The following is a 22,457-nucleotide window of genomic DNA, read 5'->3' as shown; positions in this document are numbered from 1 at the left end:
TTTCTATCTTCCCACATGCCGAAGCACTTCAAGAGGGGAGTCAAGAGGGAGCACCACTTCCTGAAGGGCCTTGAAAAGCCACTGGAGAGGATAGCAGCCATACCGGGAGTTAAGAAAGTCATTCCAGGCAGGATTTACGCGAGCGATTCGAGGGGCTTCGAGATAAAGGTCTCGCGAGAAACGACCACAGGGCTGAAGCTGATAGCCAAGAGCGACGGGAGCGTCCAAGAGGTATTTCTGGTGGTTGACAAGGCCGACAGGGAGAGGGTTTGGAGGGAGATAGAGAGAGTAGTGAGGTAAAGAATAAAACTACCCAATATATACTAATCTGGCATGCACAGTAACTTCTTTGGATGAGACTAACGAAAAAGTATTATCTAGTATCAGATAATATGTACCCTCCTTGTAAAGGTTAATTGTGGTATGTGCCCTCGTGACTTGACCACTATTGTATACAACTCTCCCGGTAGAATCAACAATTTTAACAATAATATCATCTCCTGAACCACCTCTAGCTTCAAACTCTAAATTGATCCTCACATCACTGGCACCATATGGAATACTAAAACTAAACTTTCGGGTGGTTCCTGGATCAACAGCATATGTACCACTAGCAATAGTTACCATTCTCTCATGGGGTACCGCTTCTTGAACAGTTTCCGGGGCAAATGCCATTAACCCCAAAAATATAATCAGTAGAATCCCAATCACAGCACCAATCCATATCAAGAGTTTTTTCATATTTGCCATAGTACCACCCATCTTATTAGTACCGTTCAGATTAAAAAACTTTTTGTTCCTACCACAATGTAGCAATCAAAAACATTGCTATACCGTTGATTAAGCTACAACGCACATAATAATTAACAATTCAAACTCAAAAATACCTCTCCCCCTCAAAAAACTCTATTAGCTCCTCGTCGCTTATCTCATCGTCAGCCTCGGTGTACCCAAGCTCCCTCTTCTGGAGTTCTATCAGGCCAGGCGTTAGTAAGAGCTTTCCGTTCAGCTTTGGCACCGCGTAGTGGAGCGTTATCTCGCTGAACTCGTCCAGCTTTATCGTCGGGTTCAGCTCGTACTCAATCTCCTCCAGCCTCTTCCCTTCGGCGATGAGCTTTGCCACTATCGCCGAGCCGTCTATGGAGAACTGCACGCTCCCGATGTGCCTGGCCTTCGCTCCTTCGATCTTCTCGGTTATGAACTTCTTTGTTTTTCCGGTGAACTCAAAGTCTCCGAGGATTCCACCCACGACGATTATGCTGTCCTCCTCAATGTCCTCAGGTTTCAGCTCCTCCTCCGCGAAGGGGTCGAGGATTATGAGCTTTGACCTGTTGAATGGGAACTCGGTAACGCTCTGGGTCAAAACGCTCCCCAGCTTCGCCAGCTCTTCCCTCTCGTGCGGCTCTACGTTGGTGAATATCAGCTTTTCCCCCCACCACTCGCTCGCGTGCTTGTACTCCAGCAGAACCCACTCCCTCAGCTCCTCAAGGTGCTCTATCAGCAGATACGGCATGAGCATCACCGGGGGGAGCTTTGGGGTCGGGCCTTAAAAGCCTGCCGACCCGGATCGGGGGAGGGTTTTTAATCTCAACGGCAGACCACCTGGTATGAGCTTCAGGGAGAAGTACGCGAAGCTGGGAGAGCGCTACGATGTCCTGGAAAAGCCCCTAGACAGGTTTTTCTGTCCACTCAGAAAAAAGGCGGCAAGCTTTGCCCGCGGAAGGGTCCTCGAAATCGGCGTTGGCGTTGGAAAGATGCTTCCTTACTATCCCAAGGACATCGAACTCCACGTGGTGGATGCCGTCCCGGAGATGCTTGATATAGCAAGAAAGAGGGCCAAAAAGCTCGGCCTGGAGGCTAGTTTTCACGTCATGGACGCCGAGAGGCTCGAATTTCCAGGTAAAAGCTTCGATACAGTGGTGAGTTCCTTCGTCTTCTGTACGGTTCCAAATCCTGAGAAGGCCATGAGAGAAATCCACCGCGTCCTAAAGCCCGGCGGGAGGGCGATTTTCCTTGAGCACACGAAGAGCGACTGCAGACTCTTGAACTGGCTGTTCCTCAAGCCCCTTGACGTTCTCCTTGGTCTGTTGCTGGACGACAACACGCTGAGGGAAACGCACCTTTTGGCCAGAAATTACTTCGAAATCGAGCACGAGGAGAGCCACTACCGGGGAATAGTCCGTCTCATCGTGGGGAGAAAGAAGGGATAAAACTTTTAAAGTTAGGGGATGCCCTATATTACGGGCTGGGCCGAGCGGTGGTAGTCTAGCCTGGTCTAGGACACCGGCCTCCCAAGCCGGTAACCCGGGTTCGAATCCCGGCCACCGCACCATAATATTCTCGTGGACACCTCTTCTCAGATCCAACAGTTTTTAGAGCAACTAGTATACTCGTATATAAGGCCAAAAACTGTAAAAATCCAAAAAGAGAAAGAAGGGCTCACTTCAGCTTCTCAAGGATTATTGCCGGGCAGACCTTGGTAACACCGTCTATCTTGCCTATTTTGTTGGAGATTATGTCGGAGAGGTCCTCCCCGTCCTTGGCCCAGACCTCGGTCATTATCATGTGGTCACCGCTGGTGAGGTAGACGCTCCTGACAAACTCAAACTCCTTGAGCTTGCTCGCAACGTCGAATATCTTCTCCGGCAGTGTGTCAACGCCAGTGAGGCTGACGAGGTTGTAGCCGAGCTTCGATGGGTCAACGACAACGGTGTACTGCTTTATAACTCCGGCCTCTTCGAGGGCCTTAACCCTCTTCCTTACGGCGGTCTCGCTTATGCCAAGAACCTTGGCTATCTCCGTGAACGGAGTGCGGGCGTCCTTGGTGAGCATTTCGATTATGATCCTGTCCCTTTCATCAAGCATTTTTCATCACCTCTGTTTAAAGTTATGGGGACTAGGTATATTAAGTTTTTGAACCTATTGGTTCTAAAGTTAAACCTTGAGTTTAAGTTTGACAACCGTCTCCACGTGAGGCGTGTGCGGGAACATATCGATTCCCACTGCAGTCTCTGGAGAGTAAACTCCCTCCAGTTCATCGAGATTAGCTCTGAGGGTCTTCGGATTGCAGGAGACGTAAACGATGCTTTGCGGTTTGTCTTTTAAGATTTTCTTTATCAGTTTGGGATGCAACCCCGCCCTTGGAGGATCAACGATTATCGTCTCGTATTCCGAAAGATTTTCGACGTTCTTGTCCTCACCAACACTGAAGGTCGCATCAACACCGTTCAGCTCAACGTTCCTGTTGGCCATTTCCACAGCAAAGGGGTTGGCTTCGATTCCCTCCACCTCGAAGCCCCTCTTGGCCAGGTAGATGCCGAAGGTCCCAACGCCGGAGTAGAGGTCAAGAACCCTCCCACCGTCGACCAGTTCGGCCACCTTCCTAACCAGCGTTACAGCGGCATAGCTGTTCGTCTGGAAGAAGCTGTTTGGATGGATCAGGTAGGTAACGTCGTCGAGCCGCTCCCGTATGAACTCGCTTCCCCAGAAGCGCTCTATCTCACCATACGAAACGTCGCTCTGCGTTCTATTGACGCTCCAGTAGACGGAAGTCGCGTAGTTGAAGTATTCCGGGAACTCCGGGGGGAGCTTCCCCGGGGAGGTTACTAGGTTAACCATCAGCTCGCCCGTGAACTTGCCCTCACGGATGACGATGTAGCGCAAAAAGCCTTCATTCTTCCGTATCTCGTACAGACTCAGCCTAAAGTCCTCTACAAACTCCCTGAGGGAGCGGAGAACCCTCCTGCTGGATTCGCCGAAAACTGGACACCACTCGATGTCAACCGCGTCCCACCAGGTACCGCGCCTTCTGAACCCAATTCCATTTGTCGAAATGACAACATCGATGCGGTTTCTGTGACCATAAATCACGGACGATGGAAGGACTTCGACATCGAAGCCCAAAATCCTGGACAATTTGTCGGATTTAAACCTAACCTGCTCCTCGTAGGGGATATGCTGGAGAAGGCAGCCACCGCACGTTCCAAAGTGGGGGCATTTGGGATCGACCCTGTTTTGAGAGGGTTCCACCACCTCAAAATCCGTGGCTATTAGTGTTCTCTTTCTCCGCCTCCATCTCCGGACTTCCACAACATCGCCCGGTGTGGTGAAAGGAATGTGAATTTCTTTTTTTCCCAGTCCCACGACGCCCAAACCTTCCATGTCAAGCCTCTCGACAACTCCCCGCATGGTTTTTCATCCAGTGGGCACCTTATAAATCTGCCCTTCGTACGTGTGCCGAACTCTACCCCAGAAGGTTTATTTAGTAGGAGAGAGTAATTAGATATCGGTGCCCTTGATGTTCGGCAGGCGTAAGGATGTTGTTTATAAGACCCTCGCTACCAAGAAAAGGGCCGTGGCGCTTCAGACGTTGAGTGCCGAGCTTGAGACTCCAATGCCAGCGGTTCTAAAAACCGTTAAGCAGCTTGAATCCGACGGCTTAGTTGAGGTCTTCTACGGCCAGAAGAAGGCTTCAATAATGGTCAAGGCCAAGACCATAGAGGATTACCTCTGATTACTTTCAATAATTTTTGCTGAGAATAACAAGGACCTCCGGAGGGCTAGAGGTGGTATCAGTCGTTATAACTGGAAGAGGCGGTGCAGGGAAGACCACCATGACCGCCAATCTAAGCACCTACTTCTCCAGGAATGGTTACAGAACGCTCGTCATAGACGGTGACCTGTACCTGCCAAAGCTTGCATTTCATTTCGGCATATACAACCCTGTCTACAACCTTCATACCCTCCTAAAGAACCCGGACATGAGGGTTCTCAACGCTGTGTATCATGATGTGAACACGGGAGTTGATGTTCTTCCAGGGAGTTCACGGCTGTACGACGTTCTTGACATTGACAACAAGCGCCTCAGGAATATAGTGCGGGAGATCTCGGCCAGGTACAGGCTGACGATAATAGACTCCCCCGTCGGAATACCCTTCGACACGATATCCACCTTCCGACTAGCCCAATACCAGCTCATCATACTCGAGATAGAGCGCTGTCCAATACACTCGGTACACAAGATGGTGGAGAACGAGGTCGTCAAGCTAAAGGCCCTTGGGGAAGCCTACGGCCTGAAGGTGGGTGTCATCATCAACAAGGTCAGGGAATCCTCGGCCAACATCGACGACGTGGTGGACTTCCTCGAGTACAGCGTCGACGTTCCAGTCGTCGGCATAATACCCCACGACTACAAGGTTCCGGAGGCAACGAACATGGGTCGGCCGGTCCTAGAGTACGCGCCGCACGCACCAGCTTCAAGGGCCATAAGCGAGGCCGGCTCGGTTCTTGACGAGTGGATATTCGGAAGGAAGAAAAGAAACGGCCTTCTCCACAGGCTTTACGAGGCGATACTTTCATTCCTTCACTCCGGCAGAGTCCCTGCGGGCAAAAAGCTCTGAAACCGTGACCAGGGGCATAAACAGGTACTCCCCCCCTATTCTCTCACCGGCCCCTTCCTCCCTGTCAACCACCACGCTTATAGCTGCTATCTCCGCCCCAGCCTTCTCCAGAACCTTAGCGGCTTTCAGAACGCTCCCGCCGGTTGTCGTAACGTCCTCAACCAGGAGTATCCTCTCGCCCGGTTTTACTTCCCCCTCGATCTGGCTTCCGGTGCCGTGTCCCTTGGGCTTCTTGCGGACTATGACTAGGGGCTTTCCGGTTTCCAGGGACAGGGCCGTCGCTATCGGCACCGCTCCAAGCTCCGGGCCAGCAATCCTGTCGAACTCGATGCCAAACGCTTTAGTCCTCTCTGCCATCAGCCTCGCGATTATCCTCAGTGCTCTCGGGTTGGTGGAGAGCTTCTTGACGTTGATGTAATAGTCACTCTCTTTTCCGGAGGTGAGAACGAAGCGGCCGAAGAGTATGGCTCCCTCGGAGAAGAACATGTCGATGAGTTGGCCTTTCATATCCTCCATTTTGGACACCCTCGTGTAAATTTCTTGATAGTTCTAGAGAAAAATCCACATCAAATTTAAAAAAGTTGGGGCCAACGTTAATAAGGGAGAATGGTGGAGAAAATACCATGCTCACGCCGGAGAAGGTCATCGAATACTACTTTGGTATCATAACCGTAGTCGGCGGTCTCTCCGTTCTGCTGGCAGTCAAGTACACCCTCCAGAGGTGGCGCTCTTTCCCGGAGAGCGGCTGGAAGGTTCAGGGATTCGCCCTCGGCATCCTTGGCCTCGTCATAGCCTCCGTCCTTGAGGCGCCCCTCCTGTTCCTCAAGACGTGGGTTGCGCTGGCCTTTGCTGCCGGAATAATTGAGGAGTCTGTGAAGCTCCTGCCCCTAAAGTTCTTCGAGCGCTCGCCGGAATGGGAGAAGTGGAAGCTCGTCATAGGTGCAGGCCTCTTCCTCGGGGTTATAGAGGGAATAATGTACACCGCGGGAATCTTCGCCCTGAACCAAGAACCATACTTAGTGGCCGTTAGAATAGTGCTTATGGGACTGCACACCATATGGGCGGCCATCTCGGTCGGCTTCCTGCTCGGCGAGAGGGGATGGAAGCGCTTCACGGGGCTGGTCTTCTCGATGATAGCGCATGCCCTCTACGACCTTCCCTCCCTGGCCATGGTGGACGGCTACTCCGGGACCGTTGTGGCGTATTTAGCTGGACTCTCAACGGGCTTCCTTCTCGTGACACCGCTCATGGCAAAGAAAGCCGCCGAACTGGCCGGAAAACTGGTTCCAAGGAAGGATGAAGAGACGGAAAAAATACGGGAAGACGCCGGAGAAACCGGGGAAATCAGCGCTTTGCCTTGAACCTCTCCTGGAACTCGTAGAGCTGGGCTATGCGCTCGATAGTGTCGGCCTCCTCGGGACTCTTGTCCTCCCTCAAGGCCACGTAGCGCGGGAAGCGGAGGGCAAAGCCGCTCTCGTACTTCGGACTCTTCTGTATCTCCTGGTAGGTAACCTGGATAACGACCTTTGGCTCTATCTCGACGAGCTTTCCTTCTTCACGGACTATGAGGGGCTTGAGCATCTTGGTGAACTCTGCTAAGTCCTCATCGGTGAAGCCGCTCCCGACCTTTCCGACCGGGACGAACTCGCCGCTGTGCGGGTCGAAGGCCGCAACTAGGAAGGAGCCGAGGAGGTGTGCGCGCCTGCCTTCACCCCATTCGGCACCTATGATGACCAAATCAAGGTCCTCCATCGTGGGTTTTATTTTCAGCCACTTCTTGCCCCTGTTCCCGGGCTCGTAAACCGAATCCAGGCGCTTCGCCATCAGACCCTCGTGGCCGAGCTCAAGGGCGTTCTTATAGAATTCTTCCGCCTCCTCGGCGCTGGTGGTTACCAGCTGCTCCGCCAGCCTTATCCGCTCCCCCAAGGAAATTATCTCCTCCAGCTTCTTCCTGCGCTCGGAGAAGGGTGTATCTATCAGCCCATCGCCGTCAACGTATAGTATATCAAAGAGGTTCAGCTCCAGAGGGATTTTCTCTATCATCTCCTCGATGTTGTACTTTCTCCTGAAGCGCCTAAGAACGTACTGGAAGGGCCTGGGCTTCCCGCCCTCACCCACGGCAACGAGCTCGCCCTCCACGATGGCCTTTTCGGCCTTTACGCTTTCCCTTATGGCGTCCACAACTTCAGGAATGGACTTCGTCACGTTCTCCAGCCTTCTCGAATAGATAACGACCCTATCGCCGTCCTTGTGAACCTGGACGCGCGCGCCGTCGTACTTTATTTCAAAAGCGGCCTTTCCGCCCATCTCCACCAAAGCCTCCTTCACGTTGGCCGCGTTCTGGGCAAGCATCGGCCTTATGGGTTTGCCCACCTGGATTCTGACCTTTGAGAGGCCCTCGTTGCCCTCGAGCCTGGCCACCCTCGCGACGTAGCCGAAGTCACTCGTGAGCATGTAGGCCCTCTCGACGAGCTCGGCCTTGACGCCGAAGGCGCTCGCTATGGCATCCCTAAGGATTCCCTCCGCAACGCCGGTTCTCATCGTTCCAAGAACCGTTCTGGCGAGGTACTTGCCCTCCTCGGGTTGGGCGTCCATGAAGAGATTCGCGAGATACTTCAGCTTCCTGTCCTGGCTCCCCTGACCCTGGGCTTCAGCCATCTTTACAAAGGTGTCGTAAACCCTCTTAATCGTCAGCGGCTGGGAGAAGAAGCTCTTCTGTTTTTTCTTCTTCAAAGCTAAGGCAACGCTCTCTCCCAAATCGCCGGTGTCCCTCACCGAGTTCTCTATCTCCCGCTCGGGAACGCCGGTAGCCATGGAGACGGCCTTTATGAGAAGCTTCTCACCGACGCCGAGTTCCCTCTCGTCCCAGTCGGGGAAGACCTTTCCGAGAATTAGGTACGGTACTATCTCAAGGAGCTCATCGGGGGTTCTCTTGAGAAAGTCAGCAACGAACTTGGTCTTTAAGGTCTTGAGGGTCGTTTTTTCCAGGCGCCTGTAAAGGTCAGCGAGTTCGGCGTATTTCATCTCCACCACCTGAATGGAGTTAGGGATAGGGAGATAAAAGGGTTTAGCCAATCCACCTTCCAACCTTTGGCTTTCCTTCGTGGATTTTGGCCACGTCGTAGGGCAGGTTGAGGTCGGAAACCACACCTATAGCATTCTCCACCTCATCTTCGCGGAGAAGGGCAAAGAGACCCCTTCCGAGCATTATCATGGAGCTGGGAGTGGAAATAACTTTGTCCAGTTCCTTCGCCAGCTCAAGGAGCTCGCCGCTCAGAAGGCCGGTTTTCTCCGCGAATTCCCTCGCCAAGAGCATCATCCTTTCCGGACTTGGACTCCCGAGGAGCTTTTCGAGGGCGAGCTTTCCTTCACGCTCTATCGCTTTAACGACATCCCCATCGAGCACCTCTCTGGTCGAGAGCCTGCCCAGGGGGACGACGAGAACGCGGTAATCCTCAAAGAAGAGATTGTCCACCACACCTATTCCCGGACCGCCGGGTTTAACGCGAACCTCTATCCCGCCGGCCAGCTGGGCTATCACATCACCGAGGCCGCCCCTGTTGAGTACCTCGTGTCTATGCGCTATCTGCGCGGCTTTAAGCCACGTCCCCCCGAAGGTGTAGCTCAATGCCAAGGCAGTTCCCAAAGCTCCTCCCGCGCTGTTGCCGAAGCCGTACCCGTTCGGGAAGTCGAAGTACTGCCAGATTTCAACCTCACCCACGAAATCGTTTGGAACCAGCTCATCCGCGACGGAGTAGCTTATGATTGCCCTCTTCTTCCTAACCGGTTCGCCGTTGAAGGCTATGTGGATGTGCCTCTCAAGCGTGCCGGTTTCTATGCTCGCGAAGACGTTGGTTCCTTTATCGAGGTTTATCCCTGCCCCGAGGGAGCCGGCCTTGAGCGGATCATCGTGAAAGACCGGAACGAAGAATGCCGTTATGTGGGCTGGAACGAAGGTTCTAACGAGCAACCTCTCACCTCCGAGAAAAAGTGCTTCATTGGCCTTTTAAAATTGGTGAGAAAAGGGAAAGGAAAGGCTCACTCCTCGGCCACGTAGACCGGAACCTTTCCGTGCGGTATGCCGTACTTCTTGCCGTACCACTCGCTGAGCACGTACCAGGCGCCCACGAGTAGGACAAGGCCAAGCGGAAGGAGTACCGCCCAGCTGTGGACGCCGAAGCCGAAGAGGAGATAGAGTATTATGCCAACTCCTGAGGCCGTCACCGCGTACGGCACCTGCGTTGTAACGTGGTCTATGTGGTCCGAACCGGAGAACATCGAACTCATTATCGTTGTGTCGCTGATCGGTGAGCAGTGGTCGCCGAAGATACCGCCGGCAAAGACCGCACCGATGGCCGCGAAGACCTCGGGACCAACGTAGCCAGTGACTCCGTAGGCGAGCGGTATGGCGATGGGCAGCATGATGCTGAAGGTTCCCCAGCTCGTTCCGGTCGTGAAGGAGATGAACATCGAGATGAGGAACACTATCAGCGGCACCCAGCTACCGGTGACGCCTGCACTCTTGGCGAGGTCGACGATGTACGGAGCGGTTCCGACGGCGTCGGTGGCGCTCTTGATGCTCCAGGCAAGGAGCAGGATGGTGTTGGCTATGATCATCTGCTTCATACCGCGGACGATGGCGTCCTCTGCTTCCTCGATGGTCATGCGCTTCATGGCCAGGACGAGGAAGAAGGCAACCACGACCATGGCAAAGGAACCCCAGAGCAGAGCAAGTGCAGAGTCTGAGTTTCCAAGAACGCCCATCAGCCCGTCGGTGGCATAGACTTCGCCCCCACCGCCGGTGTACCACATTCCGTAGAGGGTGACGAATATGAGCGTCAGTATCGGCCAGATGAAGATGTGGACGCTGCCGTCCTCCTTCGGCATGCCGAGGTCAACCTCTGTGGTCATGAGCGGCTTTGCCCCGTCGCGGAGGACTTTGCCCTCGGTCCTAGCGCGGTACTCAGCGTGGAGCATCGGGCCGTAGTGCCTGTGGGTGAAGGCCACGATGAAGACCAGTATTATCGCGAGTATCGAGTAGAACCTGAAGGGAACGCTGTGCATCCAAGCGACGTAGGCACCATAGCTGACGTTTAAATCCTTAAAAGCATCGCCGATGAGACCGACCTCGTAGCCTATCCAGGTCGAGACGAGCGCCAGTCCCGCAACGGGTGCCGCAGTTGAGTCGTCTATGTAGGCGAGCATCTCACGGGAAACGCGGGTCCTGTCGGTGATGGGCCTCATGGTGTTACCTACGATGATGGTGTTGGTGTAGTCGTCGAAGAAGATTAGCACACCGAGGAGCCAACCCATAAGAGAGGCACCGCGGCTGGTTTTGACCTTGCTCGCCAGGGCGCGGCCTATCGCCATCGCTCCTCCTGACTTGTATATGAGCCCCACGCCCGCACCGATGAGGAAGTCGAAGAGCAGTATCTTGACGTTCCAGTCATCGATGGCGTTGCCGACTATCCAGTCGAGGGTTTGAGTCGTTCCCGTCACCGGGTTCCAGCCGGAGACCATTACGCCTCCAATCCAGACACCGGCGAACAGAGCCAGTATAACCCTCTTCGTCCATATCGCTAGGATAATAGCCACCAGGGGTGGCAGCAGAGACAGTACTCCGAAATCCGACACAGTTTCACCCCCACCTAAATATCATGCCTTGGAATCCTTGGGTGCAATATAAGGTTTCCTGAAAAGTTTTTGACACAATGACATGTTTTCGAAAATCCCGTGGACCGGTTCCATACATCTGAAGCGAATTCCCTGCGTTCTGGTGAATACTGGTGTACCCCTGCATTAATGCATGCTCTCAGGTACAATAATGCGCACCAATACCATAAAAATCTTTCCCAGAAAAAGATTCAGAAAATTAGTTTTTGGTCTTAAAAAACGCTAAGGAAGGAAGATTCACTCGGAATAGTATTTGAGACATGAAGTGCCTTTCATGGTTGACTCTCTATCAGCTCCCTGAGCCTCTGGAAGTCCTTCCTCAACTCCTCCTTCAGGGGAGGTCTGTAGAGGGCAACGGCCGGATGGTATGTGGGCATTATGACGAATCTTCCGAAGAGCGTGTGAGCCTCGAAGGTTTTTCCGTGTATCTTGCTTATGGGCTCTACTTCAAAGCCGAACTTCTCAAGGATGTACCCCATGGAGTGTCTTCCCAGGGGCACTATGACCTTCGGCCTGATTAGGTCTATCTGTCTGTCGAGGTAGGGCGAGCAGGCACGTATCTCTTCCTCCGTGGGGTCCCTGTTCTCCGGAGGGCGGCACTTGACTATGTTGGTTATGTAGACCTCCTCCCTGCTCAGGCCTATTTCAGCGAGAAGTTCGTCGAGTATCCTTCCTGCCCTACCTACGAAAGGTAGACCCTTCTGGTCTTCCCAGTAGCCCGGTGCTTCGCCGACGAACATCACCTTGGCGTCGTAGCTTCCCGAGCCGGGAACTGCGTTGGTTCTGAGCCTTCCGAGGGGGCATTTCTGGCAGTTTCTTATGCGTTCCTCGAGCTTTCTCATTGCCTCTTCCTTCCCCATGAAAACACCTCATCTCTTGAGTGCAAGAGTTTTCTGGGCGAGGTAGGCGTTGAGGAACTCGACCCAGGCTGTGTAGTAACCCTTCTCATACTCGTCACGGAACTCGTGTTCGAGAATGGATTTGAAGTGATTCAGGAGCTTCTCGGCTTTCTCCCTGTCGTGTTCGTTTAAGAGCTGAACTATGAGGGCATCACCGTCGTTGTCCTTGAGGGCGCTTATGAAGCCGTTTATGGCCTTGCCGTAGCCCCTTCCCCACTCGTCACTTCCAGCCATCTTCTGGAGCTTCTCGAGGTGGGCTTTTGCCTTGGTGAAGTCCCTCCTGAGCAGGGCGCGGAGGAACATCTCCATCCTCATTTCTCTCGCCGGCATCTCACCACCGGAGTAACTTTGAGGGCCTACTTTTAACTCTTAGCCTTTTACCCAAATGTGGGCCATAGATATGCAGGAAAATCTTCATATTTACGCAAAAGTTTTTATACCTGATGATTGGATAAATGACCAAAGGCAAAAGTTGAAGAGGTGGCTGATATGGCAGAGAGCGTTGGTGAAGTACCCAGCGGCGAAAAAGAATTCAACCAGCTTACAAAGAGGATCAGGGACATAATCGAGTTCCCTGAGATCAGTGAGGAGCAGTTCGAGGAGATGATTAGGAAGGCCAGCAGGGCATACGGTGGGCCGCTGCCGCACAGAACGTACTCCCTCTGTCCCGAAACTAGAAGGGTCGTTCCGGCCCTCGTATGGGAGAAGGATGGTAAGGTATGGATAACGAAACGCTGTCCGGAAGGTATGATAACCGATGTCTATTACGAGAGCGTTGAGCAGTACTACCGCTTCCAGAGGTGGAAGTTTGACTTCAAGCTCATGAGTGCCAACGTTGAGAACAGCGGTGTTAACTGTCCCTTGGATTGCGGTCTCTGCGCAAGGCACCGCTCACACACCAGTTTGCTCAACATAGTTCTCACCAACCGCTGTAATTTGAGCTGCTGGTACTGCTTCTTCTACGCCAAGGAGGGCCAGCCGATATACGAGCCCACCCTTGAGCAGATACGCATGATGCTCAGAAACGCCAAGAAGGAGTATCCGGTTGGAGCCAATGCCGTCCAGCTGACCGGCGGAGAGCCAACCCTCCGTGAGGACCTCATAGAGATAATTAAGATCGCCAAGGAGGAAGGTTACGATCACGTCCAGCTCAACACCGATGGAATAAAGCTCGCCTTTGAGCCCAAACTGGTTAAGAAAATCCGCGAGGCGGGCGTTAATACCCTCTACCTCAGCTACGATGGTATGACCCCCCAGACAAACTGGAAGAACCACTGGGAGATTCCGCTCATATTCGAGAACGTGAGGAAGGCAGGGGGTCCGGGTATAGTCTTAGTGCCAACGACCATAAGGAACGTTAACGACCACGAGCTTGGGGCCATTATAAACTTCGGCCTGAACCACCTCGATATAGTGCGCGGTGTCAACTTCCAGCCGATTTCCCTCGTCGGAAGGGTTCCGAAGAAGGAGCGCCAGAGGTTTAGAATAACTATACCGGGCGCGATAGCGAGGATAGAGGAGCAGACCAACGGTGCAATAGCGATGGACGACTGGTACCCGATTCCTATCGCTGGCCACATAGCGAGGTTTTTTGAGGCCTTCACCGGCTCGCGCTACTACATGACGAGCCACTACTGCTGTGGTGCAGCAACCTACGTCTTCCTTGACAGGGACAACAAACGCGTTGTGCCGATAAGCAGGTTCCTCGACGTTGAGGGCTTCGTTGAGTACCTTGAGAGCAAGGCGGAGGAGATAGAGAAGTGGAAGAGCCTCGGAAGGCTCCAGAAGCTCAAGCTCGGGGCGGAGATATTCATGAAGTTCAAGAGCTTCTACGATGAAAAATACGCCCCCAAGGGGCTCGGGGTACTCGAACTCATAAAGAACGCCTTCATGCATGGAAACTACGACGCCCTCGGCAAGTTCCACACCAACGCCCTCTTCCTCGGGATGATGCACTTCATGGACGAGTACAACTACGATGTTGAGCGTGTGGAGCGCTGCGTTATCCACTACGCAATGCCCGACGGCAGGATAGTGCCCTTCTGTACCTTCAACGTGATTCCAGAACTCTACCGTGACAAGGTTCAGGCCCAGTTCAGCTACACATGGGAGGAGTGGAAGGCCATGCACCCAGACTGGGAGTACCAGAAGGACAAGTACATCAGGACGAAGGAGTTCGTTGAGAGGATGAAGGGGAGCGAGCTCTACAGGAAGACCTACATCGACATTGAAGACTACTTCGGAACCATAAAGGGGTGATGGAAGTGACTGTCAAGCCCGGGAAGAGGCTCACCAAGCTGGTCTTCAGGTTTGGAAGGATAAACTGGGAGAATGCAATGGCCAAGCAGTACGAGCTTGAGAAAGATGAAAGGGTGTGGAGGATATTCCTCAACGGCTACGCCAAGAACGGCTTTGTAATATTCGATGAGGAGACCCTTCCGCGGGAGGAGCTCCTCAAAAAGCTCAGTGACCTTGAGCCGGAGATAACGGGTGAGGAAACCGTAACCGTTGGGGAACTCATAGAATCCAGCTACTCGTGGAACAACCTCCTCGGAAGAATGGAATCGTAAAGGGGAAGGTTCATCGGAGCTCTATTCTTACCTTCCCCCCCATATCCGGTTTTTCCAGCTCGAAGCTCACGATGCCGCTGAACGAGCTGAGGTCGAGCACGTTCTTTCCGGCCCTCACTTCGAAGGTTTCGCTCACCGCCCCTCCAGCCGGCAGTACCAGCTCGTACTCGTGAACCGTCAGCCTGTTGTCCGTGCTCAGGTAGAGAACCATCCTTGGCTCGCGGTAGCCGTCCAGTGGGATACCACCGAAGGTTCCGGCACCCAGGTTCTTCGCCATGCTCGGAAGCGCGAGCGGAAGGGAGAAGCTCACCGCGGGGGGCTTTTCCTGGATTATCTTCTCGTCGAGAACCACCACATCCCTGCTCCCCGTATCAAAGGGCGTCGCCTCGGTTGAGCCCGTGTTCGGTGCCGTGTTGGTCGCCACGAGGAGCTTCCCGTCCACTTTCTCGATGCTCGTCACCCTGGCGCCAAAGGCTCCCACTATTTTCACCATTGGCGGGGCAAGGTAGAGGAGAACGCTGGGTCCGGTTATGGTGTTCGTCGCCGCCCACTCCATGCCGACATCGGCCGGGTTCCCACTATAAACCGCATCGTGGTGGGCGTTGTAGGCTGTGAGGATGCCCCCTCCGACGTTTATCGCGTTTACCCTGAAGGGGGCGTAGAAGGTGTAGAAGTCAAAGAGACGGAAAAAGGTAAACTCCTCACCCATGAATGGGTTTCCTGCTATGACTCCACCGCGAACGAAGGCAAAGGCCCTGTTGTAGGCGCCCGCCAGTGGGCCGTACTCTGGCCGTATGTAGGGCCTCCCATCGACGCTCTCTCCCGGCTTGAAGGTCTCCCATTTTCCATCTATCAGGTCCAGGGCCTTTATCTCCCTAAGCCCCTCGGTGAAGTTGTTGCCGATCCCGAAGAAGGCCGCATCGTGAACCCTCGTCCCCTTGGCAGAGGGTTCGTGAATCAAAGGTTCGGCCTTCCCGGTTCTCCGGTCCAAGGCGTAGACGCCGAGATTTGCGTGCCCGTCCTCCCTCGCGAGCAATAGACTGTCGTTGTAGGGGTCGTAGAGTATATCGCTCACCTCTCCGGCCCAGTCGGTGTCGTGATGGATGGAGTCCCTCCAGAGGAGCTTTACCGTTTCCTCCTCTGTGTCGTACACGTGAACGTGGGAGTACTTATTGTTGAAGAGTATCCTTCGGTCTTTCCTGTAAACGGCCGGTGCGTGAACCCAGCCGCCGAAGTATATGAACTCGTCAACCGTCTCGACCGCGTTGTAGGTGTCTCCGCCGCTCGTAGGGGCATCGCCGAGAAGGGTGAAGTCGTAAACCTTTTCCCCACCACTCTTCACGTCTATGAAGTGCGCCTCGGCCTCGAAGGCCAGCGTGAAGTAGAGCGTTCCATTGTGATATCTCAGCCCAAAGATTCCGCCGCTGCCCCACTCGGGACCGTACCTTCCAGAAAACCGGTAGTTCCTCAGGAGCATAATACCACCGTTGAGACTACGCCCAAGGTTTTATTTCCCTTTCGGGAGTTGGATTTTTATACGTTGGAATCCTAAACGAAACTATGAGGCCCTACCGCGGACTGGCGATAATCTTTGGCTTCTACGCCCTAGGGGAACTGATTAGCTCGTACCTCAAAGTTCCAATCCCGGGCAGCGTTCTCGGGATGCTCCTCTTATTGGGGGCACTTCTAAGTGGGAATGTAAAGGAGGAATGGGTGGAGGGCGAGGCAGAGCTGTTCGTCAGGAACATGAGCATCATGTTCATTCCGCCCGGGGTGGGGATAGTTGCTTATATCACTCTCATAAGGAGCCAGGCCACTCCGATATTCGTTTCCTTGGTTCTGAGCTTCCTGGTTACGCTTGTCGTGACGGCGAAGACGGTCGAACTGCTCAGGAGGGGTGAAGAATGAATCCCCTCGGGATAACGCTCACCCTCATTGTCTTCTACCTGTTCTCGGAGCTCCACTCCAGGAGGAGAACCTTCTACACCAATCCCGTCCTTCTGTCGATATTCACTATAGCAACAGTGCTTCACTTCGGCGGCTTTTCCTACGAGTCCTACATGGAGAGCGCGGTTATACTCAAGTTTCTCCTCGGACCGGCGGTTGTGAGTCTGGCGGTTCCGGTCTACAAAGGTAGGGGAACCATAAGGGCCTACGCGAGGGAGATAACGCTTGGGATAGCCTTCGGTGGAACGATTGCAATACTGAGCGCGTTCTACATCGCGCAACTCCTCGGCGGTAGCGAGGAGGTTCTCCTGAGCATAGCCCCCAAGAGCGTTACCACGGCCATAGCGATAGGCATAAGCGAGGAGATAGGAGGTATTCCAGCTTTAACGGCGGTACTGGTAATACTCACCGGCCTGCTCGGCAACGCCTTCGCCCCGGAGTTGCTCGACCTTATCGGGGTTAGAGACAGAATAGCACGCGGCCTGGCGACTGGCGTCAGCTCCCACGGTCTCGGGACGGCAAGAATAATCCTTGAAGACGAGCTGGCCGGAGCGGTGAGCGGCCTGGCAATGGCCCTGAACGGCGTCTTCACATCGTTACTACTTCCCTACCTTATCGAAGTCCTCAAGTAGGCACTCGCTTATCCTCAGCCTGTCCTTGGCGTCGAGGAAGAGCGTGAAGTCCCTCTTTGCCAGCCTGTCCTCGACAGGCGCGTGCTCCACGAGAAAGGCTATTATCTCCGCCGTGCTGTATGGAACCTTTATTTTCAGCTCGTCGGCCTTCTTGAAGAGCCTCCCAGGAACGGTAAAGATGTCTTCCCCCTTTCTCACTTCAACGCTTATCTTGGAGTTTATCTGCTCCCAGATGAGGATCGTATTCCGGGCCTTCTCTATCTTCTCAAGGGCGCGCCTCTCAAGTATACTGATGTTGGCCCTGCTCGTGCCCAGCATTTCGGCGATCTCGCTCTGTTTCAACCCCTTGGCTCGCAGGCGGAGGATTCTAATCTGCTGGTCTGTGAGAAAGCTCTTCGCAGGCATTTTAAACACCAGAGTTTAACACGACGCTGAAGATTAAAAAGTTTTTTCTCAAAAGGGCTGAAAGCCGGTCAGCCGGAAAAGTACCCACAGAGATAGAACTCCCGAACAAGGAAGACCCAGAGCTCAATGTTCCCAGAAAAGGCGTTAGAATTCTGGTGGTCCCGCGGCCCGGATTTGAACCGGGGACCTGCGGATCTACAGTCCGCCGCCGCTCCCAGGCTAGGCTACCGCGGGACCCTACAGGCAGCCCGTTCCATAATCCCCCGGGTAGGTTTATAAATTTTTCTCCCGAGGTAGTTGGGGTGGGAACATGAAGCTCTACGAACCCGTTACACTCGCCATGCCGCTCGCCAAGGAGATCGGGGACTTCATAATGCGCGAGGGCAAGCTGCCAGGCGGAGCCGAGATCCGTGAGATTCTGAGAGGTTTTGGGATGGAGGAGAGCTGCCTCGACCGGGGGCTGGCCCTCTACAGGAGCAGGTTCCTCATAGCCCTCGTCATCCCACGGGGAGAGACGCTGGTGGTTGACGTCATCTCGTCCAGCGGCGAGCTCAGCGACGCGCTGGAGGTCATAGCGTACCACGATAAAAAGCTAGATGCCTTCGTCGTTGAGATCCTCCCGACCAACGACCTCGAATACGAGGGGAACATAGGCGTTGAGCCGATGATCATAGACGGGAAAACCCTCGAACTGGAGAGCAACCCGGTTCTCGGCCACTTCGAGGAGGATGAAGCTGGCCTCTTCCTCGTTATAGACCGCGAGACCTACGAGCGCTGGAAGAGTGGGGGAGACGTTCACACCTGCCCCGTCTGCGGCGGAGAGCTCGTCTGGAAGGGGGAGAAGGCTTACTGCCAAGACTGCGGCTACGGCGTGAGGGTAAAAGGTTAAGTACCAAGATAAAGAACCATTCCCAGGGGAGTGTGATGATAGTAAAGTTTGACGTGTATTTCGATGGGAAGTACTGGTGTGCCAGAGGAATTAACGAGGACATTTTCACTCAGGGGAAAACCCTAGACGAGTTGATGGAAAACCTCCAGGAGGCTGTAGAGCTTCATTTCGAGGAGGATATCGAGAGAGGAGAGAAAATAATTGTCATGACGCTCTCGGAGTTTGAGGTGTCCAGAGTTGAGCAAACTGCCAGTAGTTAGCGGCGAGAAGTTGATAAAACTCCTCAAAAGGCTTGGATACACCGTTGTAAGACAGCGCGGAAGCCACGTCAGGCTCGAGAAAGGAACCCCGCTGGGAACGCATAAGATAACGATTCCGTATCATGACGAAATAGCCAAAGGAACCCTCAACGATATTCTGAACAAAGTCTCACTTTGGAACGGAATCCCCAAAGAGGAATTGATTGACATGCTAAAGAAGCTATGAGGTGGAACCATGAGCAGAGCAATCAAAGCCCAACTGGTGAGGTACTCCCGACTGGCCCACGAGAGGGGACTTACAGCTGCATTTGGCGGAAACCTGAGCATCAGGAAGGGAAGCCTCGTCTTCATCAAGGCCACGGGGGCGGTGATGGACGATATGACCAGGGAGCAGGTGGCAGTTATAGACATGGGCGGAAGGCAGGTTTCAGGCGTCAGACCGTCCTCGGAGTACAGGCTCCATCTGGCAGTTTACAGGAGCCGGCCGGACGTCAAAGCCATAGCTCACCTCCACCCCCCCTATGCAATAGCCGCAACATCCCTAATCGACTGGGAGCTGCCGATAATGACCCCCGAGGCGGAGATATACCTGAAGAGAATTCCAATAGCCCCGTTCAGGCCTGCGGGAACCCAGGAGCTGGCCGACGTTGTGGCAGACGCCATACTCCAGTCGGATGCAGTCATAATGGAGCGGCACGGCATAGTTACCGTCGGAAGAACACTGAGGGAGGCCTTCTACAAGGCCGAACTGGTGGAGGAGAGCGCGAAGCTCTGGCACCTGGGCAGAAAATAGCTCTCCTTTTTACTCATCAGAAACGCAGGGAAATGAGCGTAAAAAGAAAACGCTCACTTGACCTGCTCAAGGGCACCGAGGACTTCCCAGATGATCGTCCTCGTGTGCATCGGCATGTTCGGGTCCTCGCTTATCTCCTCAAGGATTGCTATGGCATCGGCCGCCCTGACGGCGGGCTCCTTGCTCTCGTCGAGGAGGGCCTCTATGGCCTGCTCGGCGGCACGCCTTATGTTCCTGGGGACAACGGTGTCCTGGACGACCTGCTCCTTGAGAACCTGCACGATCTGGCCGATGAGCTCGCTCATTCTATCACCCCCTTTTCTAAAGAATTGTTACTAAAATCTCCTCGGGTTATCTTAAGCTTTTCTAACTAAAAAACTTTTCGGTCAAGGTCGAAACCAGGGGAGGGCCAGAACTAAAACTCCACGCCCCTCCTCGCGAGGATTCCCTGCTGATAGGGGTGCTTTACCTCCTTCATCTCGGTGACGTAGTCGGCCAGCTCAAAGAGCTCCTCCGGGCAGTAGCGGCCGGTCAGGACGAGCTCCGTGTGCGGGGCTTTGCTCTTGACAAGCTCCCTGACTTCCTCAACGTCGAGCATTTTGAAACCCAAGGCAACGCAGATTTCATCAAGGATTACCAGATCCCACTCACCGCTTGAGACGACCTCCCTAGCCCGCTGAAGGGCCTTTTTGGCGGCCTCTATGTCGTCCGGTTCAGGTTTTCCGTGGACAAACTTGGGCAGGCCGAAGGACTCTATGACCGCGCCACATTCGGCTATCTTCTTCTGCTCGCCGTAAACGTCTCCCGCCTTCATGAACTGAAGGATGATGACCTTTCCGCCGGAGCCGAGCATCCTCACGGCCAGGCCGAAGGCCGCCGTCGTCTTCCCCTTCCCGTTGCCGGTGTAGATGTGAACTAAGCCGAGCTTGTCTTTCCATGTCATGTGGGTTCACCGGAATGGATATAATCGCCAGGGGTTTTAAAGGGTGTTGGATGAAAGTTTCAAAAAGTTTGCATTTAAAAACAGTAAGAACCCTTCCGCCAGCGATTTTGTCAGAAAGGGTTGATGTGATGGGGCCAGGGCCGGGATTTGAACCCGGGCTAGGGGATCCACAGTCCCCTGTGCTAACCAGGCTACACCACCCTGGCCATTTCCAGCTAAACCTTTTGGGTTAGCTTTATAAAGTTTTCGACGGAAGGGGCTGAAAGAGGGAGCTGAGACCTTTTACATACCATAACTAAGAGCTGGAGCGAGATTTAAGCTCTCAAAAGGCCATGGGAGGTTTAGATATGAAGGCAAAGCGCGAAGCCCTCCAAAGTCTCTTCACCGCGATGAGAGAAGGGAAAGTGGATGAAGATATAATCGACCTCCTCCTGCTCATCAACTCAATTAATGGAATCTACACGACCAGCTCCTGCTCCGGCCGAATAGGCATCATCGAGGAGCCCGCTTTGGGTGCAAAGCCCCTCTCAAGGTGGCTCATAAAGGTACACCGTGAGATGACATTTGAAGAAGCAAGAGAAGCGCTCAAAAAGGCAGAAAAGGGACTGATCTTCCTCAAGAGCCAGCCGCCCATATTCCACATCGTTGCGGAGGACATCGAGAAAGCGAAGAAGCTCCACGAGCTCGGTTTGGCATCGGGATTTAAGTACACCACCTTCAAGGTCATCTCAACCCGCTACCTCGTTGAGATAAACGCCACAGAGTACCTAACCGCGCCCCTCGGCAGGGACGGAAGGGTTTTAATCGACGATGAATACCTGAGCTTTGCTCTAGAAGTCGGCAATTCCATGCTGATGAGGAGTAAGGGGAGACTGCCGCGCCTGGGGAGAAACTTCAGAAAGCTGAGGGAAGAACTCGGCGAAGACGAGCTGTTCTACGAGCTGGCAGAGAAGTTCGAAATCAAAGCCAGGTGAGACTCATGTAGCTCTTCATGGAAAGGCATCCCGCACTGACCTCTTCCCCGCCCTAAAAGGGCGAGGCCTGCAAAAGAAAAAAAGTTACCTCATCTCATTCCACTCCGGGTTCCCGTACCTCTCTTCCACCAGTCTCTCGGCAAGCTCAAGCTCGTAGTCCGTTAGCCCCCCTTCTTCCAGCCCAAACGCGATAAAGAACTTGTCCTTCAGCAGTTCGTAGGCCTCCCAGCGGCTGAGCTTTATCCCCTCGCGCTCCAGCGTTGTTACCCTCTCCCAGATGCTTGAAACGCCCTTGTCGGCGAGCTTGGCCTTTGAAGCGCGGAGAACCCTTCCGAGAACCTCGACGCGCGTGGAGTACATGAAGGTGCCGTGCTGCAGGATGATTCCCTTCCGCCTCGTCTGTGCGGAGCCGCTTATCTTCTTTCCGTTGGCAACTATGTCGTTGAGGCCGGAGAAGCCGGCCTCAATGCCGAGCTCTTTCAAGGCATCGACGAGAGGGCCGGCCAGATAGAGGTAGCTCGTCTCGACGTTTTTGAGCATGGGGTGTAAATCTTCGCCGACAACGACGGAATAGGTTATCTCGCCGAACTCGTCGTGGAAGACCGAACCGCCGCCGGTTATTCTCCTCACGACAGGAATGCCGAGCCTCCTGGCTTCCTCAAGGTTGACGTCGTGGACGACGCTCTGGAATCTTCCAATAGTTACCGAGCTCGGCGAGAATGCGTATAGCCTAACGGTGTCTGGAACCTTCCCCTCGATTCTGGCGCGCATTATGGCCTCGTCTATGGCCATCTGGACCTCGGGCCTTGCAACTATGAGCGGGATGAACCTCATGACATCACCAAGGTTAAAAGGTCGTGGGCGTTTTTAAGCCCAGCGATGATGAGGCTAAGCCCTTCCGAAGGGTGAGGAGAGCGGTCACCACTGAGCGGATAGAAACTTTGCCTTGGCAAAGTTCTGGGGTGTGGGGGCGTTAGCCCCCCAGCAAGCTTTGCGCAAGCAAAGCTTGACCAAAAAGTTCCGACTGCCCAAGAGGGGCTTGAAGATGTTGCATGCATTGTTAAGCGGGAGGT

At 53.9% G+C, this 22,457-nt stretch carries 29 protein-coding genes and 3 tRNA genes; 15 read left to right on the top strand and 17 right to left on the bottom strand.

Annotation, left to right across the window (positions count from 1 at the left end; genetic code table 11):
• The first annotated feature begins 15 nt into the window (after positions 1-15).
• Positions 16-300: a DUF2103 domain-containing protein gene (locus E3E25_RS10335; RefSeq protein WP_167893233.1), complete on the top strand. Its 285-nt coding sequence runs from the start codon at positions 16-18 to the stop codon at positions 298-300.
• A gap of 9 nt (positions 301-309) precedes the next feature.
• Here the strand turns inward: E3E25_RS10335 and E3E25_RS10330 are convergent, their stop codons facing one another.
• Both E3E25_RS10330 and E3E25_RS10325 read right to left on the bottom strand, forming a co-directional pair.
• Complete coding sequence (locus E3E25_RS10330) at positions 310-750, bottom strand: emp24/gp25L/p24 family protein (RefSeq protein WP_167893232.1); 441 nt, start codon at positions 748-750, stop codon at positions 310-312.
• A 127-nt stretch (positions 751-877) separates the two neighbouring features.
• Positions 878-1,513 carry a hypothetical protein gene (locus tag E3E25_RS10325; RefSeq protein ID WP_167893374.1) on the bottom strand — a complete coding sequence of 212 codons (636 nt, stop codon included), beginning with the start codon at positions 1,511-1,513 and terminating at the stop codon, positions 878-880.
• 94 nt (positions 1,514-1,607) lie between these two features.
• Between E3E25_RS10325 and E3E25_RS10320 the strand changes: the two genes are divergently transcribed.
• Positions 1,608-2,210: a class I SAM-dependent methyltransferase gene (locus E3E25_RS10320; protein ID WP_167893231.1), complete on the top strand. Its 603-nt coding sequence runs from the start codon at positions 1,608-1,610 to the stop codon at positions 2,208-2,210.
• 44 nt (positions 2,211-2,254) lie between these two features.
• Positions 2,255-2,332 (top strand) — tRNA-Gly (locus E3E25_RS10315).
• Between the two features lie 107 nt (positions 2,333-2,439).
• Here E3E25_RS10315 and lrpA read toward each other — a convergent pair.
• Both lrpA and rlmD read right to left on the bottom strand, forming a co-directional pair.
• Positions 2,440-2,865: an HTH-type transcriptional regulator LrpA gene (lrpA, locus tag E3E25_RS10310; RefSeq protein ID WP_167893230.1), complete on the bottom strand. Its 426-nt coding sequence runs from the start codon at positions 2,863-2,865 to the stop codon at positions 2,440-2,442.
• A gap of 69 nt (positions 2,866-2,934) precedes the next feature.
• A complete protein-coding gene (gene rlmD, locus E3E25_RS10305; RefSeq protein ID WP_167893229.1) occupies positions 2,935-4,188 on the bottom strand; it encodes a 23S rRNA (uracil(1939)-C(5))-methyltransferase RlmD in 1,254 nt (417 codons plus the stop codon).
• Positions 4,189-4,297: 109 nt separating this feature from the next.
• Between rlmD and E3E25_RS10300 the strand changes: the two genes are divergently transcribed.
• Both E3E25_RS10300 and E3E25_RS10295 read left to right on the top strand, forming a co-directional pair.
• Complete coding sequence (locus tag E3E25_RS10300; protein WP_088181196.1) at positions 4,298-4,513, top strand: helix-turn-helix transcriptional regulator; 216 nt, start codon at positions 4,298-4,300, stop codon at positions 4,511-4,513.
• A gap of 52 nt (positions 4,514-4,565) precedes the next feature.
• Positions 4,566-5,399 (top strand): MinD/ParA family protein, encoded by an 834-nt coding sequence (locus E3E25_RS10295; RefSeq protein ID WP_167893228.1) that lies wholly within the window; start codon positions 4,566-4,568, stop codon positions 5,397-5,399.
• Here E3E25_RS10295 and pyrE read toward each other — a convergent pair.
• Positions 5,355-5,906, bottom strand: a complete 552-nt coding sequence (gene pyrE, locus E3E25_RS10290; RefSeq protein WP_167893373.1) for an orotate phosphoribosyltransferase — start codon at positions 5,904-5,906, stop codon at positions 5,355-5,357. The genes E3E25_RS10295 and pyrE overlap by 45 nt on opposite strands.
• Before the next feature lie 116 nt (positions 5,907-6,022).
• Here pyrE and E3E25_RS10285 point away from each other — a divergent pair, with 116 nt between their 5' ends.
• Complete coding sequence (locus E3E25_RS10285; RefSeq protein ID WP_167893227.1) at positions 6,023-6,760, top strand: PrsW family glutamic-type intramembrane protease; 738 nt, start codon at positions 6,023-6,025, stop codon at positions 6,758-6,760.
• Here the strand turns inward: E3E25_RS10285 and E3E25_RS10280 are convergent.
• From E3E25_RS10280 to E3E25_RS10260, 5 genes are all read right to left on the bottom strand, one after another.
• Complete coding sequence (locus tag E3E25_RS10280) at positions 6,744-8,423, bottom strand: ATP-dependent DNA ligase (RefSeq protein WP_167893372.1); 1,680 nt, start codon at positions 8,421-8,423, stop codon at positions 6,744-6,746. The two genes, E3E25_RS10285 and E3E25_RS10280, sit on opposite strands and share 17 nt — an antisense overlap.
• A 43-nt stretch (positions 8,424-8,466) precedes the next feature.
• Positions 8,467-9,369, bottom strand: a complete 903-nt coding sequence (locus E3E25_RS10275; protein ID WP_167893226.1) for a pantoate kinase — start codon at positions 9,367-9,369, stop codon at positions 8,467-8,469.
• A gap of 68 nt (positions 9,370-9,437) precedes the next feature.
• On the bottom strand, positions 9,438-11,033 hold the full coding sequence (locus E3E25_RS10270) for a Na+/H+ antiporter NhaC family protein (RefSeq protein WP_167893225.1): 1,596 nt from the start codon (positions 11,031-11,033) through the stop codon (positions 9,438-9,440).
• A gap of 311 nt (positions 11,034-11,344) precedes the next feature.
• Positions 11,345-11,932, bottom strand: a complete 588-nt coding sequence (udg, locus tag E3E25_RS10265; RefSeq protein ID WP_167893224.1) for a type-4 uracil-DNA glycosylase — start codon at positions 11,930-11,932, stop codon at positions 11,345-11,347.
• A gap of 9 nt (positions 11,933-11,941) precedes the next feature.
• Entirely contained in the window at positions 11,942-12,301 is a 360-nt protein-coding gene (locus tag E3E25_RS10260) for a hypothetical protein (RefSeq protein ID WP_167893223.1), read from the bottom strand.
• 159 nt (positions 12,302-12,460) lie between these two features.
• Between E3E25_RS10260 and tes the strand changes: the two genes are divergently transcribed.
• Both tes and E3E25_RS10250 read left to right on the top strand, forming a co-directional pair.
• On the top strand, positions 12,461-14,230 hold the full coding sequence (gene tes, locus E3E25_RS10255; RefSeq protein WP_167893222.1) for a tetraether lipid synthase Tes: 1,770 nt from the start codon (positions 12,461-12,463) through the stop codon (positions 14,228-14,230).
• On the top strand, positions 14,230-14,541 hold the full coding sequence (locus tag E3E25_RS10250) for a DUF3213 domain-containing protein (protein WP_167893221.1): 312 nt from the start codon (positions 14,230-14,232) through the stop codon (positions 14,539-14,541). Before tes ends, E3E25_RS10250 begins: the two co-directional genes overlap by 1 nt.
• Positions 14,542-14,551: 10 nt before the next feature.
• Here E3E25_RS10250 and E3E25_RS10245 read toward each other — a convergent pair whose 3' ends face one another.
• Positions 14,552-16,018, bottom strand: a complete 1,467-nt coding sequence (locus E3E25_RS10245; protein ID WP_167893220.1) for a DUF2139 domain-containing protein — start codon at positions 16,016-16,018, stop codon at positions 14,552-14,554.
• Between the two features lie 83 nt (positions 16,019-16,101).
• Between E3E25_RS10245 and E3E25_RS10240 the strand changes: the two genes are divergently transcribed.
• Together E3E25_RS10240 and E3E25_RS10235 are read left to right on the top strand one after the other, a co-directional pair.
• Positions 16,102-16,449 carry a CidA/LrgA family protein gene (locus E3E25_RS10240; RefSeq protein WP_167893219.1) on the top strand — a complete coding sequence of 116 codons (348 nt, stop codon included), beginning with the start codon at positions 16,102-16,104 and terminating at the stop codon, positions 16,447-16,449.
• Complete coding sequence (locus tag E3E25_RS10235) at positions 16,446-17,120, top strand: CidB/LrgB family autolysis modulator (RefSeq protein ID WP_167893218.1); 675 nt, start codon at positions 16,446-16,448, stop codon at positions 17,118-17,120. The genes E3E25_RS10240 and E3E25_RS10235 overlap by 4 nt, the downstream gene beginning before the upstream one ends.
• On the opposite strand, the gene E3E25_RS10230 is transcribed toward E3E25_RS10235, so the two are convergent.
• Together E3E25_RS10230 and E3E25_RS10225 are read right to left on the bottom strand one after the other, a co-directional pair.
• Positions 17,088-17,525, bottom strand: a complete 438-nt coding sequence (locus E3E25_RS10230; protein ID WP_167893371.1) for a Tfx family DNA-binding protein — start codon at positions 17,523-17,525, stop codon at positions 17,088-17,090. The genes E3E25_RS10235 and E3E25_RS10230 overlap by 33 nt on opposite strands.
• 156 nt (positions 17,526-17,681) lie before the next feature.
• Positions 17,682-17,759: transfer RNA gene (locus E3E25_RS10225), tRNA-Tyr, on the bottom strand.
• Positions 17,760-17,835: 76 nt separating this feature from the next.
• On the opposite strand from E3E25_RS10225, the gene E3E25_RS10220 reads away from it, so the two are divergent.
• Genes E3E25_RS10220 through E3E25_RS10205 form a run of 4 tightly spaced genes read left to right on the top strand, consistent with a single transcriptional unit; the run spans position 17,836 to position 19,467 of the window.
• Positions 17,836-18,414: a hypothetical protein gene (locus E3E25_RS10220; RefSeq protein WP_167893217.1), complete on the top strand. Its 579-nt coding sequence runs from the start codon at positions 17,836-17,838 to the stop codon at positions 18,412-18,414.
• Between the two features lie 35 nt (positions 18,415-18,449).
• Positions 18,450-18,674, top strand: a complete 225-nt coding sequence (locus tag E3E25_RS10215; protein WP_167893216.1) for a type II toxin-antitoxin system HicB family antitoxin — start codon at positions 18,450-18,452, stop codon at positions 18,672-18,674.
• Positions 18,652-18,900, top strand: a complete 249-nt coding sequence (locus E3E25_RS10210) for a type II toxin-antitoxin system HicA family toxin (protein WP_167893215.1) — start codon at positions 18,652-18,654, stop codon at positions 18,898-18,900. Before E3E25_RS10215 ends, E3E25_RS10210 begins: the two co-directional genes overlap by 23 nt.
• Positions 18,901-18,909: 9 nt before the next feature.
• Positions 18,910-19,467, top strand: coding sequence for an aldolase (locus E3E25_RS10205; RefSeq protein ID WP_167893214.1), 558 nt, complete (start codon positions 18,910-18,912; stop codon positions 19,465-19,467).
• Positions 19,468-19,520: 53 nt separating this feature from the next.
• On the opposite strand, the gene E3E25_RS10200 is transcribed toward E3E25_RS10205, so the two are convergent.
• The 3 genes from E3E25_RS10200 to E3E25_RS10190 form a co-directional block, all read right to left on the bottom strand.
• Positions 19,521-19,772 (bottom strand): UPF0147 family protein, encoded by a 252-nt coding sequence (locus E3E25_RS10200; RefSeq protein WP_014013138.1) that lies wholly within the window; start codon positions 19,770-19,772, stop codon positions 19,521-19,523.
• A 110-nt stretch (positions 19,773-19,882) separates the two neighbouring features.
• Positions 19,883-20,410, bottom strand: a complete 528-nt coding sequence (gene cobO / locus E3E25_RS10195) for a cob(I)yrinic acid a,c-diamide adenosyltransferase (RefSeq protein WP_167893213.1) — start codon at positions 20,408-20,410, stop codon at positions 19,883-19,885.
• A 129-nt stretch (positions 20,411-20,539) separates the two neighbouring features.
• A tRNA-His gene (locus tag E3E25_RS10190) sits at positions 20,540-20,616 on the bottom strand.
• Between the two features lie 141 nt (positions 20,617-20,757).
• Between E3E25_RS10190 and E3E25_RS10185 the strand changes: the two genes are divergently transcribed.
• The gene (locus tag E3E25_RS10185) at positions 20,758-21,384 is read left to right on the top strand and encodes a hypothetical protein (RefSeq protein ID WP_167893212.1); all 627 of its coding nucleotides are present in this window, start codon (positions 20,758-20,760) and stop codon (positions 21,382-21,384) included.
• Between the two features lie 84 nt (positions 21,385-21,468).
• Here the strand turns inward: E3E25_RS10185 and E3E25_RS10180 are convergent, their stop codons facing one another.
• Positions 21,469-22,218 carry a biotin/lipoate A/B protein ligase family protein gene (locus tag E3E25_RS10180; protein WP_167893211.1) on the bottom strand — a complete coding sequence of 250 codons (750 nt, stop codon included), beginning with the start codon at positions 22,216-22,218 and terminating at the stop codon, positions 21,469-21,471.
• Positions 22,219-22,457: the final 239 nt, after the last annotated feature.

Source organism: Thermococcus sp. MAR1, from assembly GCF_012027305.1.
In the GTDB taxonomy this organism is placed as follows: domain Archaea; phylum Methanobacteriota_B; class Thermococci; order Thermococcales; family Thermococcaceae; genus Thermococcus.
The sequence above is the reverse complement of the archived record's forward strand: the minus strand, read 5'-3'. Positions and strand labels throughout refer to the sequence as shown.

Bases quoted from the DNA above. Each gene is read 5' to 3' on its own strand.
- E3E25_RS10335 (WP_167893233.1), top strand. From the start codon at position 16: ATGCCGAAGCACTTCAAGAGGGGAGTCAAGAGGGAGCACCACTTCCTG.
- E3E25_RS10330 (WP_167893232.1), bottom strand. From the start codon at position 750: ATGGCAAATATGAAAAAACTCTTGATATGGATTGGTGCTGTGATTGGG.
- E3E25_RS10325 (WP_167893374.1), bottom strand. From the start codon at position 1,513: ATGCCGTATCTGCTGATAGAGCACCTTGAGGAGCTGAGGGAGTGGGTT.
- E3E25_RS10320 (WP_167893231.1), top strand. From the start codon at position 1,608: ATGAGCTTCAGGGAGAAGTACGCGAAGCTGGGAGAGCGCTACGATGTC.
- lrpA (WP_167893230.1), bottom strand. From the start codon at position 2,865: ATGCTTGATGAAAGGGACAGGATCATAATCGAAATGCTCACCAAGGAC.
- rlmD (WP_167893229.1), bottom strand. From the start codon at position 4,188: ATGCGGGGAGTTGTCGAGAGGCTTGACATGGAAGGTTTGGGCGTCGTG.
- E3E25_RS10300 (WP_088181196.1), top strand. From the start codon at position 4,298: ATGTTCGGCAGGCGTAAGGATGTTGTTTATAAGACCCTCGCTACCAAG.
- pyrE (WP_167893373.1), bottom strand. From the start codon at position 5,906: ATGAAAGGCCAACTCATCGACATGTTCTTCTCCGAGGGAGCCATACTC.
- E3E25_RS10285 (WP_167893227.1), top strand. From the start codon at position 6,023: ATGCTCACGCCGGAGAAGGTCATCGAATACTACTTTGGTATCATAACC.
- E3E25_RS10280 (WP_167893372.1), bottom strand. From the start codon at position 8,423: ATGAAATACGCCGAACTCGCTGACCTTTACAGGCGCCTGGAAAAAACG.
- udg (WP_167893224.1), bottom strand. From the start codon at position 11,932: ATGGGGAAGGAAGAGGCAATGAGAAAGCTCGAGGAACGCATAAGAAAC.
- E3E25_RS10260 (WP_167893223.1), bottom strand. From the start codon at position 12,301: ATGCCGGCGAGAGAAATGAGGATGGAGATGTTCCTCCGCGCCCTGCTC.
- tes (WP_167893222.1), top strand. From the start codon at position 12,461: ATGGCAGAGAGCGTTGGTGAAGTACCCAGCGGCGAAAAAGAATTCAAC.
- E3E25_RS10250 (WP_167893221.1), top strand. From the start codon at position 14,230: ATGGAAGTGACTGTCAAGCCCGGGAAGAGGCTCACCAAGCTGGTCTTC.
- E3E25_RS10245 (WP_167893220.1), bottom strand. From the start codon at position 16,018: ATGCTCCTGAGGAACTACCGGTTTTCTGGAAGGTACGGTCCCGAGTGG.
- E3E25_RS10240 (WP_167893219.1), top strand. From the start codon at position 16,102: ATGAGGCCCTACCGCGGACTGGCGATAATCTTTGGCTTCTACGCCCTA.
- E3E25_RS10235 (WP_167893218.1), top strand. From the start codon at position 16,446: ATGAATCCCCTCGGGATAACGCTCACCCTCATTGTCTTCTACCTGTTC.
- E3E25_RS10230 (WP_167893371.1), bottom strand. From the start codon at position 17,525: ATGCCTGCGAAGAGCTTTCTCACAGACCAGCAGATTAGAATCCTCCGC.
- E3E25_RS10220 (WP_167893217.1), top strand. From the start codon at position 17,836: ATGAAGCTCTACGAACCCGTTACACTCGCCATGCCGCTCGCCAAGGAG.
- E3E25_RS10215 (WP_167893216.1), top strand. From the start codon at position 18,450: ATGATAGTAAAGTTTGACGTGTATTTCGATGGGAAGTACTGGTGTGCC.
- E3E25_RS10205 (WP_167893214.1), top strand. From the start codon at position 18,910: ATGAGCAGAGCAATCAAAGCCCAACTGGTGAGGTACTCCCGACTGGCC.
- E3E25_RS10200 (WP_014013138.1), bottom strand. From the start codon at position 19,772: ATGAGCGAGCTCATCGGCCAGATCGTGCAGGTTCTCAAGGAGCAGGTC.
- cobO (WP_167893213.1), bottom strand. From the start codon at position 20,410: ATGACATGGAAAGACAAGCTCGGCTTAGTTCACATCTACACCGGCAAC.
- E3E25_RS10185 (WP_167893212.1), top strand. From the start codon at position 20,758: ATGAAGGCAAAGCGCGAAGCCCTCCAAAGTCTCTTCACCGCGATGAGA.
- E3E25_RS10180 (WP_167893211.1), bottom strand. From the start codon at position 22,218: ATGAGGTTCATCCCGCTCATAGTTGCAAGGCCCGAGGTCCAGATGGCC.